General features: G+C 71.5%; 14 protein-coding genes and 1 tRNA gene. 6 read left to right on the top strand and 9 right to left on the bottom strand.

What is annotated here, in order from left to right; all coding sequences use genetic code 11:
- Window positions 1-16 precede the first annotated feature (16 nt).
- Window positions 17-997, top strand: a complete 981-nt coding sequence (locus GT358_RS15180) for a GDP-L-fucose synthase (protein ID WP_166583488.1) — start codon at window positions 17-19, stop codon at window positions 995-997.
- Here GT358_RS15180 and GT358_RS15175 read toward each other — a convergent pair.
- Both GT358_RS15175 and GT358_RS15170 read right to left on the bottom strand, forming a co-directional pair.
- Window positions 984-1,325, bottom strand: a complete 342-nt coding sequence (locus GT358_RS15175; RefSeq protein WP_166583487.1) for a hypothetical protein — start codon at window positions 1,323-1,325, stop codon at window positions 984-986. The two genes, GT358_RS15180 and GT358_RS15175, sit on opposite strands and share 14 nt — an antisense overlap.
- A gap of 15 nt (window positions 1,326-1,340) precedes the next feature.
- Complete coding sequence (locus tag GT358_RS15170; RefSeq protein ID WP_166583486.1) at window positions 1,341-2,423, bottom strand: hypothetical protein; 1,083 nt, start codon at window positions 2,421-2,423, stop codon at window positions 1,341-1,343.
- A gap of 92 nt (window positions 2,424-2,515) precedes the next feature.
- Here GT358_RS15170 and GT358_RS15165 point away from each other — a divergent pair, with 92 nt between their 5' ends.
- Together GT358_RS15165 and GT358_RS15160 are read left to right on the top strand one after the other, a co-directional pair.
- Window positions 2,516-3,358 (top strand): hypothetical protein, encoded by an 843-nt coding sequence (locus tag GT358_RS15165; RefSeq protein ID WP_166583485.1) that lies wholly within the window; start codon window positions 2,516-2,518, stop codon window positions 3,356-3,358.
- Between the two features lie 62 nt (window positions 3,359-3,420).
- The gene (locus tag GT358_RS15160) at window positions 3,421-4,230 is read left to right on the top strand and encodes a sulfotransferase domain-containing protein (protein WP_166583484.1); all 810 of its coding nucleotides are present in this window, start codon (window positions 3,421-3,423) and stop codon (window positions 4,228-4,230) included.
- Between the two features lie 28 nt (window positions 4,231-4,258).
- Here the strand turns inward: GT358_RS15160 and GT358_RS15155 are convergent, their stop codons facing one another.
- Window positions 4,259-4,492 carry a hypothetical protein gene (locus GT358_RS15155; protein ID WP_166583483.1) on the bottom strand — a complete coding sequence of 78 codons (234 nt, stop codon included), beginning with the start codon at window positions 4,490-4,492 and terminating at the stop codon, window positions 4,259-4,261.
- A 158-nt stretch (window positions 4,493-4,650) separates the two neighbouring features.
- Here GT358_RS15155 and GT358_RS15150 point away from each other — a divergent pair, with 158 nt between their 5' ends.
- The 3 genes from GT358_RS15150 to GT358_RS15140 all read left to right on the top strand — a co-directional run bounded on the left by GT358_RS15150 (window position 4,651) and on the right by GT358_RS15140 (window position 7,169).
- The gene (locus tag GT358_RS15150) at window positions 4,651-5,481 is read left to right on the top strand and encodes a class I SAM-dependent methyltransferase (RefSeq protein ID WP_166583482.1); all 831 of its coding nucleotides are present in this window, start codon (window positions 4,651-4,653) and stop codon (window positions 5,479-5,481) included.
- 76 nt (window positions 5,482-5,557) lie between these two features.
- On the top strand, window positions 5,558-7,000 hold the full coding sequence (locus GT358_RS15145; RefSeq protein ID WP_166583481.1) for a HAMP domain-containing sensor histidine kinase: 1,443 nt from the start codon (window positions 5,558-5,560) through the stop codon (window positions 6,998-7,000).
- 92 nt (window positions 7,001-7,092) lie between these two features.
- Window positions 7,093-7,169, top strand: a tRNA-Arg gene (locus GT358_RS15140).
- Between the two features lie 113 nt (window positions 7,170-7,282).
- On the opposite strand, the gene GT358_RS15135 is transcribed toward GT358_RS15140, so the two are convergent.
- The 6 genes from GT358_RS15135 to GT358_RS16755 all read right to left on the bottom strand — a co-directional run bounded on the left by GT358_RS15135 (window position 7,283) and on the right by GT358_RS16755 (window position 14,975).
- On the bottom strand, window positions 7,283-10,903 hold the full coding sequence (locus GT358_RS15135) for a DNA methyltransferase (protein ID WP_166583480.1): 3,621 nt from the start codon (window positions 10,901-10,903) through the stop codon (window positions 7,283-7,285).
- 342 nt (window positions 10,904-11,245) lie between these two features.
- Window positions 11,246-11,731, bottom strand: coding sequence for a hypothetical protein (locus GT358_RS15130; protein WP_166583479.1), 486 nt, complete (start codon window positions 11,729-11,731; stop codon window positions 11,246-11,248).
- A gap of 105 nt (window positions 11,732-11,836) precedes the next feature.
- A complete protein-coding gene (locus GT358_RS15125; protein ID WP_166583475.1) occupies window positions 11,837-12,196 on the bottom strand; it encodes a hypothetical protein in 360 nt (119 codons plus the stop codon).
- Window positions 12,193-13,689: a YfjI family protein gene (locus GT358_RS15120; protein WP_166583478.1), complete on the bottom strand. Its 1,497-nt coding sequence runs from the start codon at window positions 13,687-13,689 to the stop codon at window positions 12,193-12,195. The genes GT358_RS15125 and GT358_RS15120 overlap by 4 nt, the downstream gene beginning before the upstream one ends.
- The gene (locus GT358_RS15115; RefSeq protein WP_166583477.1) at window positions 13,686-14,564 is read right to left on the bottom strand and encodes a toprim domain-containing protein; all 879 of its coding nucleotides are present in this window, start codon (window positions 14,562-14,564) and stop codon (window positions 13,686-13,688) included. Before GT358_RS15115 ends, GT358_RS15120 begins: the two co-directional genes overlap by 4 nt.
- A gap of 207 nt (window positions 14,565-14,771) precedes the next feature.
- On the bottom strand, window positions 14,772-14,975 hold the full coding sequence (locus GT358_RS16755; protein ID WP_166583476.1) for an AlpA family transcriptional regulator: 204 nt from the start codon (window positions 14,973-14,975) through the stop codon (window positions 14,772-14,774).
- Window positions 14,976-15,126 lie beyond the last annotated feature (151 nt).

Here is a 15,126-nt window from a genome sequence, read left to right as displayed (position 1 = left end):
GCAGGAGGGCCGGAGCATGAGGATCTTCGTTGCGGGCCATCGCGGCATGGTGGGCGGCGCCATCCTGCGCCGGCTCGAGGCGCGCCGCGACGCGGGCGAGACGCTCGACCTCGTCACCCGTCCGTCCGGCGCGCTCGACCTGCGCGACCAAGCCGCCGTGCGGCGGTTCATGGCAGAGGCGCGCCCCGACGCGGTGATCGTGGCGGCGGCCCGCGTGGGCGGGATCCATGCCAACAACACCTATCCGGCCGACTTCATCCTCGACAACCTCCTCATCCAGTGCAACGTCATCGGCGCCGCGCACGAGACGGGGGTGGAGCGGCTGCTGTTTCTGGGGTCGTCCTGCATCTACCCGCGACTGGCCCCCCAGCCCATGGGCGAGGAGGCGCTGCTGACCGGCCCGCTCGAGCCCACCAACGAGCCCTACGCCGTCGCCAAGATCGCCGGCATCAAGCTCTGCGAGAGTCTCAACCGGCAGCACGGGCGCGACTACCGCTCGGTCATGCCGACCAATCTCTACGGGCCGGGGGACAACTTCCACCCGGAAAACAGCCACGTCCTGCCCGCCCTGATCCGCCGCTTCCACGAGGCGGCCGAGCAGGGCCTGCCCGAGGTGGTCGTCTGGGGCAGCGGCACGCCCCGGCGCGAGTTCCTCCATGTGGACGACATGGCGGAGGCCTGCCTGTTCGTCATGGACCTGCCCCGCGACGCCTATGAGTCCGAGACCGAGCCCATGCGCTCCCACCTCAACGTCGGCACGGGCGAGGATGTCAGCATTGGCGAGCTGGCCGGGATCGTGGCCGAGGCGACAGGCTTCCGCGGCCGGATCGTCTTCGACCGGTCCAGGCCCGACGGGGCCCCGCGCAAGCTTCTGGACGTGGACCGTCTGGCCCGCCTCGGCTGGCGCGCCCGCATCCCGCTGGCCGAGGGGGTGGCGGGGACGGTGGCCTGGTACCGCGAGCGGCTGGACCAGGACGGCCTTCTCAGGATGGCCTGACCGGGCCTGCGGGCCGCCGGCCTCCGGTCCCCGGCGCATCGGGCAGCGCGACCAGGTCCTGCCCCGGCAGGGCCAGCAGCATCAGCCCCTCGCCCCGCCGGTGACGGGGGGCGAACTGGTCCGCCGGCCCCTCGATCGTCAGCGCCAGAAGCGCCCCTTCGGGCACGGTCGCCTCGAGGATGCCGCGGCGGCGGCCCTCGATCCAGCCCTGCTGGAGCGGGATGGACCGCCCGGTGGTGACGTCGCGCAGGGCGAGCTGCGGCTTCTGGCCGGACCGGGTGTGATGCATCACGCGCAGCCGGTCCGTCCCCTGCAGGACCAGAAACATCGCCGGCTTGGCCGACTAGGCATGGGGACGGCCCCCATGCTGCGGGGCCGCCCGCCCGATCGGGTGGAACCCGCTGACGAGCACGAGGCGCCCCTCCGCGACCGGCGGCTCCGGGGGCTCCTCCTCGGCATCCGTGGCAAGCCGCTCGAGCGTGTCGAACAGGCTGTCGCGCGGGTTCTGGAGCAGGACGGGCAGAACCTCCTTCATCACGGGGCCGTGGAAGAACACCGGCGCCCGGTCCAGATCGGCGAAGCGGTCGTAGGTCTCGATGTAGCGCATGAGCGAATCCCGTCCGCCCAGCAGGTTGACCACGAACGGATCGCTGCGGAAGAAGGACTCGTAGCGCTGCCACAGATGCCAGGCCTCGTTGGCCAGCCAGGAATCGGCCTCGTGCCCGATCATCGCCCACCAGCAATCATAGGCGAGATAGGGCATCCTCTGGGCGCGGGCGACCAGATCGGCCATCCAGACCTCGCGCAGGAAGGTCTGGAAGTTGGGATCGCCCGCGCGATAGAGCGCGTTGCCGTTCAGATGCGTCTGGATCGACCGGTCGATGCGCGGTCCGGCGAAGATGGAGCCCACCACCCAGGCCCGCGCGCTCCCGCGCGCCACCTGCGCCGCGGCATCCAGCCAGCCGGGACCCGTGGGCAGGCAATCCACCTCGATCTGCAGCGCGAACCCCCCGAAGGCCGCGGCGGCTTCCATGCCGGCCTGGAACAGGAAGTTCGGGCCGGCCTTGTTGCCGAAGGCCCCCTGCGCGTCCTTGGCGCCGCGGGCATACAGATCGCGCTCGCCCTCGAGCCCCGCCTCCAGCACCTCCACACCGGCAAAGCTCTCCATCAGGACGGGCCGGGCCCCGACCAGCGCGCGCGCCTCGGCCAGCTGCTCGGGCGAGGCGCGGTTGAACATCAGGAGGAGGACGGGCGGGGACATCCCGCCGATGCGCGGCCGGAACCTCTCCTGCGACCATAGGTCGAGCACCTGCCCAAGGGGCCCCGAGAAGCCGCCCGACAGGTCCTGCGCCAGGAGCGGCACGACGACGCTGCCGATCTCCGCCGCCGTGCCGGAGACGGCCTGCGGGGCGCGGAGAACTTGCATGGCGGGCGTCTCCCCGTGGCGCGTGGCGTTCGACGGCGGGCAACAACTCCAATGGACTAGCAACGCCGCGTCGGCGCGTCTAGATACCGGCCATGAACATCACCTTCCCCGCAGAGTTCCGCGCCGCCTTTCCCGATCCGCGCGACCTGTCGCTGCAAAGCCTCTGGGTGTTCAACATGTACCGCGCCGCCAGTTCGGTGGTGGCCGCGGCGGCGGTGGTGCTGGCCCAGCAGACGGGTCGCGTCCCCAACAACGTCACGCGCATCTTCTACACGGCCGGCGTGGAGCCGTCCGACATGGGAGACTGGACGCGGAGCAGCGTCTTCCTTCGCGACGGAGGGGCGCCCCTCCTGGCGCTGTGCGACATCGGCGGCTGGCTCAATTTCGGCTTCCGCGAGGTCCCGCTCGCCTTCAGCGAGGCGTTCTCCCATGTCGGCGCGGCCGTCCTGGTCGTCCGCGATCCGCGCGACATCGGCATCTCGCACTATTCCGCCGTCAAGAAGCACTCCATGGACAACCGCGTGGAGGAGGGCCATATCGGGCGCCTGCGCGCGCTCACGAACTCCCTCACGCTCGAGGAATACCTGCTCCAGGACGCGACGGTCGCCTTTCTGAACCGCATCGCCACCTGCTACCGTCCCATGATCGACAAGGGCGTGCGCGTCCTGCGCTACGAGGACATGTTCGCCGACGGAGCCTTTCGGCTCGACCGCCTCTGGGACGGACTCTTCGATGCGTTCCGCCCGTTCGGACCGCCCGGCTGGGACCGCGACGCGTTCCGCGCCGCGGCCACCGACCGCGTCCAGCGCAGCGAATCGCTCAAGGGCCATGGAACGGGCGGGGGCTTCGGCATGTACGAGCGCCTGCCGGACGCCGTCCGGGCACGCTACGAGGAAGCCCTCGCGCCCGCCCTGGACGCGCTGGGCTACCGCTGATGGCCTCGGCCGGGCCGGCTTCGCCCGGGCAGCGCCTCGGTCCCGCCGACGACGCGCTCCCGGTGCAGGTGACGTTCGAGGTGGGCGGCCGGACCCTTGCGGTTGCGCTGCCTGCGCCCGGCCGCGCGGACCGGCCCAGCGCCTTCGTCCTCGGGCTGCCCAAGGCCGGCAGCACGCTGCTCAACCGGATCATGCGCCCGCTCCTGAACAGGGCCGGGCTGGCGCCGTTCTCGTTCGCCAATGCGCTGTTCGATCTCGGCGTGCCGCCCGACGGGGCTCCCGCCGCCCTGGCCGCCCTCTACCGGCCCGCCGGCTATGCCTATGTCGGCTTCCGGGGCGTCCTGCCGGCGCTTCCCCTTCCGCCCTTTGCCGACGGGCGCACCGTGGTGCTGGTGCGCGATCCGCGCGACATGCTCGTGTCGTGGTACTTCTCCGAAGCCTACAGCCACACGCCGCCGGGCCGGGCCGCGGGCGACGGGCTCCTGCAGGATTTCGAGGCCGCCCGCGCCCGGGCGCGGGCGACGGAGATCGACGAGTATGCCGTCGCCAAGGCCCGGACCCTCGCGCAGATCCATGCCGCCCTGCGCGACCAGCTCGCCGGCCTCGGCCACAGGGTCTGGCGCTACGAGGACGTGGTCTTCGACAAGCTGCGCTGGACGCGCGAGATGCTCGCCTATCTGGATCTGGACCCGCCGGCCGCGCTGGTCGAACGGGTGGTCGCGCAGAACGACCTGCGCCCCGAGGCCGAGAACCCGGACCGGCACATCCGCCGCGTCACGCCCGGCGATCACCGCAACAAGCTCTCGGAGCGGACCCGCGAACGGATCGAGGCGATCCTGGCCGACATGATGCGCGAGTACGGCTACGCCTGATCCCCCCGCCGGGGCAATCCCCCCGCGATCAGCCGGCGACGGCCTTTCCCTCCGCCTGCCGCGCAGCCCGCCGCTCCGCCTGCCGCTCGGCGCGCCGTTCGGCCCGCCGTTCCTCCTGACGCTCGGCCCGCCGCTCGGCGCGCCGTTCGGCCCGCCGTTCCTCCTGACGCTCGGCCCGCCGCTCGGCGCGCCGTTCGGCCCGCCGCGCCTCGGCCGCCTCGTCCCGCCGCGCCGCCCGGTCCCCATCCTGGTCGTCGGTCATCGTGGCCCCCTTGTCGTCTGGTCCTGCCCTGTCCGGCCATTCCAGCCTATCGGCGCTTCCGGCCGGCCGCAACGTCCGCTCCGAGAAGGGCCCGGGCAGCCCCCGCTTGCCAGGGACCACGGCGAGGCTGCTAGTCTCGCGGACCAGCGGGGGGGCACATGGGCACGGACGGGGCCGAATACGACGAGGAGGCGATCCGCTTTCTCGAGGCGCTCTGGGGAGAGGGCTTCCTGTCTCCCGGCGGTCCGGAGGAGATCGACCGGCTCGTGGCCGGCCTCGACCTCCGGGGTTGTCGGGTGCTCGACATCGGCTGCGGCACCGGCGGGCTCGCGCTGCACCTCGTCCGGGCGCATGGCGCCGCCGGCGTCACGGGCTTCGACGTCGAAGAGCCCGTCCTGACCCGCGCCCGGGCGCTCGCGGCGCGGTCGGGCCTCGCCGACCGGGTGCGCTTCGTGGGGGGCGCGCCGGGTCGGCTGCCCTTCCCGGACGGCGGCTTCGACGTGGTGATCTCCAAGGACGCGCTGGTTCACATCCCCGACAAGGAGGCGCTCTGCCGCGACGTGTTCCGGCTCCTGCGGCCCGGCGGATGGTTTGTCGCCTCGGACTGGATGACCGACCGCGACGGGCCCCCCTCGGAGGCGATGCGCGCCTATCTCGAGGCCGAGGGCCTCTCCTTCCGCATGGCCTCGCCCGTGCACTATGTCCGTGCCCTGGAGGCGGCGGGCTTTGCGGAGATCGCCACGCGGGACCGCAACGCCTGGTATCTCGGCCTGGCCCTCGCCGAGCGCGACCGGCTGGCCGGCGCCTGGGGCCGGCAGGCCGCGCACCGCCTCGGGGAGGGCTGCATCGCCCGCAACCTGCGCACCTGGACGGCCATGGTCGCAGTCCTCGAATCGGGCGAGCACCGCCCCACCCATCTCCGCGCCCGCCGGCCCTTGTCCGGCGGGGCGGCCGGACCCGTGGACCCCGAAGCCGCTCCCGACCGTTAGCCGGACGATACACAAGGGCGCGAGCCCGCCCTAGATAAGGACGGATCGACGCGGCCCGCGGGCCGGGGAGGCCCCCATGCTGAACTCGCTGTCCGGGCGGTTCCTGATCCTGACGGCCGGCTTCGTGCTTCTGGCCGAACTGCTGATCCTCGTGCCCTCGGTCGCGCGGTCGCGGCTCGACTATCTCAACCTGCGGCTCGAGGCGGCGCAGATCGCCTCGCTGGCGCTTCTGGCCGACGATTCGCTCGACGAGGCGCTCGAGCGCGAGCTTCTGGTCAATGCGGGCGTCTACAACGTCGTGCTGCGCCGCGACGAGATGCGCCAGCTCGCGCTCTCCTCGCCCATCCCCGAGCCCATCCACGCCACCTACGACCTGCGCACGACCGGCCCCTGGGGGGCGATCCGCGACGCGGTGGCCACCCTCGCCGATCCGCAGGACCGCATCATCCGCGTCATCGGCCAGCCCGTCCAGGAGGGCGGCCGCCTGATCGAGGTGACGATGGACCAGGCGCCCCTGCGCCGCGCCATGATCGAGGACGGGCTGCGCGTGCTCGCGCTGTCGGCCGGGCTCACCATCCTCATCGCGACGCTGCTGTTTCTCGCCGTCCGGCGCCTGATCGTGCGGCCCATCCGCGGCGTGGTGGACGCCATGCAGGCCTATGCCGCAGCCCCCGAGGATGCGCGCCGCATCATCGAGCCCACCGCCACCGTGACCGAGCTGCGCGAGGCCGAGGAGGCGCTGCGCTCGATGCAGGTGCAGCTGACCGGGGCGCTGCGCCAGAAGGAGCGCCTGGCCCAGCTCGGCCGCGCGGTGGCCAAGGTCAGCCACGACCTGCGCAACATCCTCGCCTCGGCCCAGCTCTTCACCGACCGGCTGGAGGAGACGGACGACCCGCTCGCCCGCCGCATGGCGCCCAAGATCGTCTCCTCGCTGCGCCGCGCCATCTCGCTCTGCGAGAGCACCCTCGCCTTCGGGCGCGTGGAGGAGCCGCCGCCGCGGCTCGCGCGGATCCCGCTCGCCTCCGTGGTGGCCGAGGTGATCGACGGCGAGCGGCTGGCCGCGGGCGACGCCGACATCTCCTTTGCCGAGGACGTGCCCAAGGGCCTGATCCTGCGCGCGGACGGCGAGCAGCTTCACCGGGTTCTGCTCAATCTCGTGCGCAACGCGCGCCAGGCCATCGCCGCGACGGGGCAGGGGGGCGAGATCGGCATCAGCGCCTGGGAGGACGACGAGGCGTGGTGGATCACCGTCACCGACACCGGCCCCGGCCTGCCCCCCAAGGCGCGCGAGCACCTGTTCCAGCCCTTCCAGGGGGGCGCGAGCAAGGGCGGCACCGGTCTCGGCCTCGCCATCGCCGCCGAGCTGGTGCGCGGCCATGGCGGCCGGCTCGAGCTGCGCCGCTCCGATTCGCGCGGAACCGAGTTCGCGATCCGCCTGCCCAAGGAAGGGGCCAGCCTCTCGCCCCTGCCGGAAGAGGCCCGGGACCTCCCCCTCGGCCGGTCCGAAGCCGCCGAATGAGCGGCGCCCCGCGGCCTGCGGGCGCCGCGGAAAGGGCACGATGCCCCTTGCCAAGCCCGCGCCGCGCCGTTACATCGCCCGCACTCTGCCGCGCGCTGGTAGCTCAGTTGGATAGAGTACTTGACTACGAATCAAGGGGTCGGGGGTTCGAATCCTCCCCAGCGCGCCAGAGTTATCTAGCAGGCAATTGTTTTTGAAGGTATTTCCTGAGCGGCGCCTCTCGGGCTCCCCCAGGAGTTCCCCCAGCTCGCGTCCGGTCAGGCCCTTCGCGGGGCGCGGGCGTCAGGCGGCGCGCGCGGTCCTTGCGCCGTAGAGGGGGCGGGTCTGCACGTGGGCGCCCGGTAGGGCCGGCCCCTCACCCCGGCGCAGGTGGCCGAGGTCGGCCAGCACGTCCAGCACCTCGGCCACGCGCGCGCGCCGCCGGGGCGTAAGCCGGCCGGCGAAGGCGCGCGCGACGGCTTCGGCGTCCAGCGCCCCTTCCGATTCGGCCAGGAGCGCGCGGACGGCAGCGAACTGGGCCCGGGGGTCGTCGGGCCAGCGACGGCCCTCGGAGGCGGGCAGGGCGAGGCCGGGGGTCGTCACGTCCATCTCCTCCTGCGCAGGCAGGCGGTGGCGCAGGCGGGGGACCTGATAGGCCGGGCGCAGCCAGCGCACCTGCCCCCGGGCCTCCTCGGCCCGGCGCTCGGCGTTGAGCGCCACGAGGCGGGAGAGCAGCGCGTCCTCGGCCGCCTCCTGCGTGGCATCCTTGAGGTCCGAGGGGAGCGTGGCGCCGGGCCGGCCCACGAGTGCGGGGGCAAGGTCGTCCCAGCCATAGGCGCCCAGCGCGGCGCGGTCGATGGCGTCGTGCAGCTCGGCCAGAAGGGGGATGTGGGCGCGGGCGTGGTCGGCTTCCTCGCCCTCCGCGAAGGGGGGGCCGCCATGCAGCGCCTCGCGGCGGCGCTCGAGGCGGTTGTAGAGGCCGGTGAGGGTGAGGCGCGGGTCGGCGGCAAGGCGGTCCGAGCGCAGCGCCTCGAGCCGCTCGCCCAGGTCGCGCAGGCGGTCGCGCAGGGCTGCGGCATGGTCGCCCGCGGCGCGGTCGGTGAGGAGGGCGGGGAAAGGGAAGGGGTCGAAGGTCCGGGTCTTGCTGTAGCGGGGATCGTTGCCGACGCCGAGCCAGCCCCCGGCGGCGACGGCCCAGAGGACATGGACGCGCGAGGACAGCAGCGCCAGCGCCGCCGGGTCATCGAGGCCGATGGCGACGAGCATGTTGTCGGGCCGCGTGCCGGCGGGCAGGAAGCGGAACAGGCGGTGCCGGGTCGTCTCCACGGTGACGATGAAGCGGGGCAGGGCTGCCGTGAAGGCGCGGAGTTCGCGCCGGGGCTCTCCGAAGGTCCACCAGCTGTCGCGGTAGCTGCCGCGGCTGTTCGCGTCCCGCTCCGGCTTCACCCGGTCCAGCACATGGCCATAGACGGCCGGGAAGCGGTCGCGCAGCTGCGCCTCGGTCAGTCCGAAGAGGTCGATCACCATCGCCCCGCGCGAGGTCTGCGCGATGTCGCGGCCGTTGACATAGGGCAGGATGTGGTCCTCCAGCCCCGGCACCGTGCCGAGCCCCAGCGCCCGCGCCTCGCGCGGGGTGACGATGAAGCCCGCGCCGTGGAGCTTCACGCCGGGGCTCGACAGCCCCTCGTTGGAGAGCAGGGGCAGGGCGGCGGTCACGTCGGCCCCCAGCGCGAGCTTGGCGGTGATCGTGCCCGTCCGCGTCTCGAGCCGGACCTGCGGCGCGTCGCTGTCGAGGTCGCGCTCCTCGGCCACCATGCCCAGCACGCCCTCGCCCCGGCCTCGGCGCATCACGGTCATGGCAATGCGCACGGCCGCGCGCCCGCTGCCCTTGACCCAGGGGTGGTCGGGCACGGCGAAGGCGAGCGAGACGGGCCGCCTGTCGTCGCGCAGGTAGCGCTCGACCACGCGGCGGCTGAAGGTCTGGGTGATGCTGTTGGTGGTAATGAGGCCGAACCGTCGCAGCCGCCCCTTCGGATCGGCCAGCCGACGCGCGGCCTCGTCCCACCATTGCATCACGAAATCGGCCCCGCCCGAGACCTCGGGGCGGGCCTGCCATACGGCCTCGGCATAGCCGTCCCCGAGCTGCATCCGCATGTCCTTGCCCCCGATGAAGGGCGGGTTGCCGACGATGAAGTCCACCTCGGGCCAGGGCGCACGGCGGGGGTCGGTGAAGGTCACGGCAGGCACGCGGGCGTCGGGGTCGGGCACCTCCTCGCCGGTGATGGGGTGGAGCCTGTAGGTGCGGCGGTCCCACACGGTCAGCGGCGTGCCGTTCGCGTCCAGCCGGGGTTGCTCGCCGCTCCATTCCAGCACCGCATCGCGGCATTCGATGGTGCCGTGCGCCCTGAGCACCGGGTCGGGGATCGCCGCGAGCCCCCCGGTGCGGAGCTGCCACTGGAGATAGCCCACCCACAGCACCACCTCGGCGATGGCGGCGGCGCGGGGATTCGTCTCCAGCCCGTGGAACTGCGAGGGGTCCACCGTCTCGCCCGACAGCGACAGGCGCGCCTCGCCGCCCAGCGCCGCGATGCGCTCCAGCACCTCGCCCTCGAGGCGCTTGAGCAGCTCGAGCGCGACATAGAGGAAGTTGCCCGTCCCGCAGGCCGGGTCGAGCACCCGGAGCGTGCAGAGCGCGTGGTGGAAGGCGCGCGCCTCGGCCAGCGCGCCGGCCGCGTCGCCCGCGTCCACCAGCTCGGCCATGCGGGCCTGCGCGTTCTCCCAGTCCTCGCGCAGCGGGTCCATGACAGTCGCCGTCACCAGACGCTCGACATAGGCGCGGGGCGTGTAGTGGGCGCCGAGCCGGGCCCGCTCGAGCGGGTTCAGGGCGCGTTCGAGGAAGGTGCCGAAGATGGCAGGCTCCACCTCGCGCCAGTCCCGCGAGGCGGCCACAAGCAGCTCGCGGATGCCGTCCGCGTCCAGGGGAAGCGCGGTGCGGTCGCGGAACAGCCCGCCGTTGAAGCGGCGCAGGGTGGCGCGCAGGGCCGGGTCGTAGCCGCCCGCGTCCATGCTGGCCCACAGCGCCTCGAGCGCGGGCACGAGGTCGTCGGGCCGAGTCTGGAGGTCGGCCAGGAGCGTCCTGAAGCCTTCGGGCGGGAGGAGGCCCACATCCTCGGCAAACATCGTGAACAGGCAGCGCATCAGGAAGCCTGCTACGGCCTCGGGCGGGTGGCAGGCGGCCTCGAGCCGTGCGGCCACACGGGCAAGCCGTTCAGCCACGTCGCGCGTCACCTCGGCCGCACGGCGCGCCGGGTCGAGCGAGAGGGGGTCGGTCCAGACCTTGCGCAGGAGGTCAAGCACCTTCGGGTCGCGCAGTCGGTCGAGCGTGATCTGGAAGCCGGCGCGGTCGGGGAACTGCGCATAGCTGCGTCCCTGTCCCGAGAAGTCGGCGTAGAGCTCGATGACGTGGCCCACGTCCATGACGATCAGGAACGGCGGTGCTGGGTGATCTGCGGGCAGGTCGGCGACATACCCTTTCGCCTGCTCGAAGGCGCGGCGCATCGCACGATCCCAAGCCGGCGTGCCGCGCGTGGCGGTGCCCGCGCGAGTCGGGGATGCCCCGCTCGGCAGGAGCTGGCCTTGCCGGGGGTCGCCGGCGCTCCGTGCATGGGCCTCGGAACCCTGCTTGCTTTCGAGGATGAAGCAGCCGCGCTTGTAGCAGTCGATGCGATTGGTGGTGGTGAGGCCCCGCGCGGTGTGCCTGACCGCCCGCTCATACGTATAGTCGTTGAGCCGCTCGTCGGGTTGGGTAGGCTCAGGCCGGGGCACGCCCAGAAGGTCGCACAGCTCGAGGATGAAGGTCTGGGAGTTGGCCATCTCCGCGCCGCCGGACGGCCCCCAGCGCGTGATGAACTCCTCTGGCCTCATGGAACCTCGCTCGTCCGACACCGGGGCAGGCTAGGGGAGGCGGCCGGGCTCGGGCAATCGGGAAGGCGCAGGAAACCGCGTCAGAGTTCCTCCGCCTCGCGCTTGGCCTGCCTGAGCAGCAGCGCCACGAATGCCCGGGTCCGCGTTACTTCTCGGGAGCGGCCCCCGTGGCGCCACGCTCCATTGCCGCGGCCCTCCGGCCCGCCACCTCTTGCGCCATGCATCCGGCAGACCCTCCAGCCCCGCACGGCGGGGGCTTGGCAGGGCGCGCCGGTGCGTTTGGAGCGGGCTGCACAGCGGGGTGCTTCCTGAAGCTGCCGAACCGGGTGCATGGGGTCGGCGTCAGCTTTCAACTTCACCCCTCCCCCTCGCTGCGATGGTGCCGACGACGGCCTGCCCGCCGCTCTGCACCGTGACCCGCTCCACGCGCACCGTCTGGTGTCCTTTCGAGCGATAGCGCTTCAGCGCCTCCATCTGCCCCGCGAAGGTGCGCGCCAGCTTGTTCAGCGCCCGCTCGGCCGCGTCCTGCTGGGGGATCGTCTCGACATGGTTGAGGCGCCGGGACAGCATCATGGTCGCCTGATGGATGCTGGCCATCTGTGCGAGAAGGAAAAGCTCGGCCGCGTCCCGGGGCTTCATCTCGCTCATGAAGGCCAAGGCCTGATTGGTTGCCGTCTCGCTTATACGTTGCCCACCTTCGCCCAGCAAAGCGAGCTGCATGACAAGTCCATGCAGAACCTTGAGGTCCTTAGTCCCGATGGCCAAGGAGGCCCAATCGCCCTCAAGGCTCACCTTCAGAGTTCCCTGCTCGGTCATGTTCAGGCTCATGCGGGGTGCACCTTCCGCCCTCCCTGGCGGGGGGCATTGGTTACGTTCGGCCGCGTCGGGAAGGTTGTCGGCACCGTCCATTCTCTTGCCTCCTGTGGTGGCGACTCACGCAAGCTGCTCGGGCGCGATGCCGAAGGCCGCTGCCACCTCGCCGAGCGCGGCGCGCTCGGCTTCAGCCTGGGCCTGTCCGCCGTCGAACTCGCGGATGGCGGCGCGCTCCTCGAACGCGTCCCGGGCGTCCGACGATGCTGCGTACATCCCCGTCCCTGCGGCCCGATCTTCGTGCCCCGCGCTCTCGGGCCTCACATCCGGTGCGCGTGCTATTCGTGCTATTCGCGCTATCCGATCGGCCTCGGGCAGGGCGGAAATCGCATCGTTAGCACGAATAGCACGATGATCCAGCGCCGGATCAGCGGCTTCGGCCGCCAGCACGCGCGCCAGCTCGGCCATCGGGTCGAAGCTCATTCCGGCGTCTCCCGAACGATGCGGAAGGCCTCGCGGCGGCTTCGGCCCCGCACGATTGTGCCCGCTTCCAGCGGGACCAGCCATCCGGCTTCCACAAGCAAGGCTGCCACCTTCCGGGCAGTGGGCCGGTCACGCAGCGCCCGAATGGGGGCGTGCCGCAGGATGTCGCTGGGCACGATGTCCGGCTCACGCCACGCCTCGACCAACCAACGCCGCAGGCGCTCGGCCTGCTCCAGTTCGGGCGCCATGGCAGCCCCCTTCGCCAGCCGCGCCGCCTCGGACAGGTAGAAGTCGGCCAGAGTGATGCCTCGCACCATCATCGGCTCCCCGACCTCGTATGCGTTCAGGTCGCCCCAGAGTGTCAGAACGCCCGCGATGCGCGCCGCCTGCTCGGCCGCCTTGCTTGCGTAGCCCGTGACATGCGCCAGGTCGCAGCCGGGGGCCTGCCGCGCTTCCACGTCATCCGAGAAGCGGACCAGCAGGCTCCGTGCCTCCCGCGACAAGGGAAGGCGTCGCGGGACCAGTTCGCGCGTCTCGGGGTCCGAAAGCGGCATCGGCTGCACCAAAATGGTCCTCAAGCGGCTCGCGAAGGCGGCAATGGGAGCATGATCCGTCCGCAAGGTGGCGGACAGACGCCTGCCGATTGTGCTTGGCGGCTCGCAGAGAAGGAAGCGGGGCAGGAAGCCGGTCCCCTCCGCCAAACTGTCGGCCATGAACGCGCGGGCCACCACGGGCTGCACCATGAGGTGGACCGCAAGCCTGCGCCCGTAGAGCGTGAAGGCCCCCTCTCCGGCACGGGTGCGCCGGATCGGATTGCCCCCCCACAGGTTGTTCAGGGCAGCCAAGGTCTTCTGGCGGTGGTCCTGGCTCATGCCATGACCGCCCAAGAACTGGCCACCTTCGTCCGAGAAAAGCCCAAGGCTGGGCTGGCCGTGGCCGAAAAGCCGGGTCAGGCCCTCGAAGGTCGGTTCAGTCACGGTCCGATCCGCCGATGGGGGCGCGACGGGTTCCGGCCCGAGCGCTTCGAGGTCGGCCTGCGCCGCCGTGCGCTTCCCGCCTTTTCCCTTCCGGGCCTCTGCAAGGATGCGGTCGCGCTCACCCTTCCAGAGCGCATGGCGGTTCTGCCAGGCGGTGAACTCCTCACGCTGGGCGCGGTTCGCCTCGCGCTCATGTTCGCGCAGGCCCTCCATCAAGGGTCTGTCGCAGGACGATTTCCGCTCGCCGCTCTCGGCGATGGTCAGACAGTAGAGCGACAGGGGCGCCGCTCCCCCAAGCGCTTCTACGTCCGCGTGCGCCTGCACGGCGAGCGAGGCCACGGACAGGGCCGATTGCGCCGGGATCGCAAGCGGCGCCCCTGTCATGGCCTGCACGGCTTCCACGGCTGCCCGAAATGGTCCCAGAGCCTCCACTGGATACTGTCGGCCGGGCGGCACCTCGCGGACCAATGGTTGCGGTCCCTCAAGTCGGAGGGGGATCGGCTTCACGACGGTCATGGAGCTCTCATGTCCTGCAAGATGTCGTTCCAGTCGCGCCCCTCGGGCGCAGGCAGGAGGCTGACGGACCAGACCATGCGCGTAGCGGAGCGGGCGAGGGCGTCTCCCACCTTGCGCCCCGCGCGGTCCCCGTCTGTCGCCACGATCAGCTCGCCCGGATCGGGCGGCAGCCGCAGGGCCAAGAAGCCGGAGGCGCTGAGCGCGGCCCAGACGGTCGCAGGGCTTGGCAGAAGACCGCTGGCGAGGCTCAGGGCAGTTTCAATGCCCTCCGCAACCACGAGCGGACCGGGGGCCTCTGCGAGGCGCACGGCCCCGCCGCGCACGTTTCCCAGCATTGCCTTGGTAGGCTGAACACCGACCTTTCCGCTTCCGTCTGGGCGCAGGTAAGTCCGATGCACGGCCGCCCATTCCCCACCCTCGACAAGCGCCACCAAAGCCGGGAAGCGCGTGCCAGTCGGATGCCAAGCGGCGGGATGAAAGCGCAGCGACGGAGGCAGCGCGCAGGTGATGCCTCGACCGCGCAGATAGGTCTCGGCCAAGGTGCCCCCAATAGGCAGAGCCGCCTTCCAGGTGAAGGTCGCTTGCAGCGACCGGCGCTGGGCTATAGCGCGTTCCTCGGCCTCTCGGCGGGTCGGTGCGATCGCGTCCAGTTCCAGAACCCGACCGGTGCCCTCCGCCAGTCCCAGATCACGCAGCGCCTTCAGGATGTCGCGGAAGCCACAGCCCGTGTGGCATCGCGACAGGACGCGGCCCTTTGTTTCATCGGACAGGCTCAGACTCGGATGTCGGTCGCCATGAGCGGGGCAGCAGGCAAGCCCGTAACGACCGAACCAGCGCCCCTTGAGGGCGAGGGTAAGGCTCCTGGCGTCGGTCATCCCTCGCCCCCCTCTCTATAGGCCCAGAGCGCGAGCGTCGCGGCCAAGGTGTTGCGAAGTCCTCGGATGCGGCGCTGCCGCACGGGTTGGCGCCGCAAGATAGGGGATGTTAGGATGGAGGCGCCCGCCGCGTTCGCATGGCAAGGCGCTCCACGCCCCGTGTCGGCCCGCCAGCCGCACGGGGCTTTCCATTCCTCGCTCATGGCGTCACCTGGCGTTGCGGTCACGCGGGGTTCGTGCTTCGAGCCAAGTGGTGACGTCGGACTGCCGCCAGCCCACGAGACGAGGGCCAAGGGCGACAGGCTTAGGGAAGGAGCCCCGCGCCATCCAGTCGTAAAGGGTGGATCGCTTCACACCCACGAGGCTCTCCACCTCGGGGCGGCGCAGGATTCGGTCGGATCTTTCGGACACAGCCGGTTCCTTTCGGCGTCGGTTACGATACGCCGGAAGATGGAAGATGGTCGGGTCCGTGTCGTTGGGCTTTATCTCAGATTTTCTACCCAACGAGCTTCTTGGGCTCCAGACTCATTGATTGTCAAAGCCAGAACAGGACGGTTGCTGC

It is taken from the genome of Rubellimicrobium sp. CFH 75288, from assembly GCF_009904055.1.
Taxonomy (GTDB): domain Bacteria; phylum Pseudomonadota; class Alphaproteobacteria; order Rhodobacterales; family Rhodobacteraceae; genus Rubellimicrobium.
Note: the sequence above shows the minus strand (reverse complement) of the source record. Positions and strands in the feature narration are given on the sequence as shown.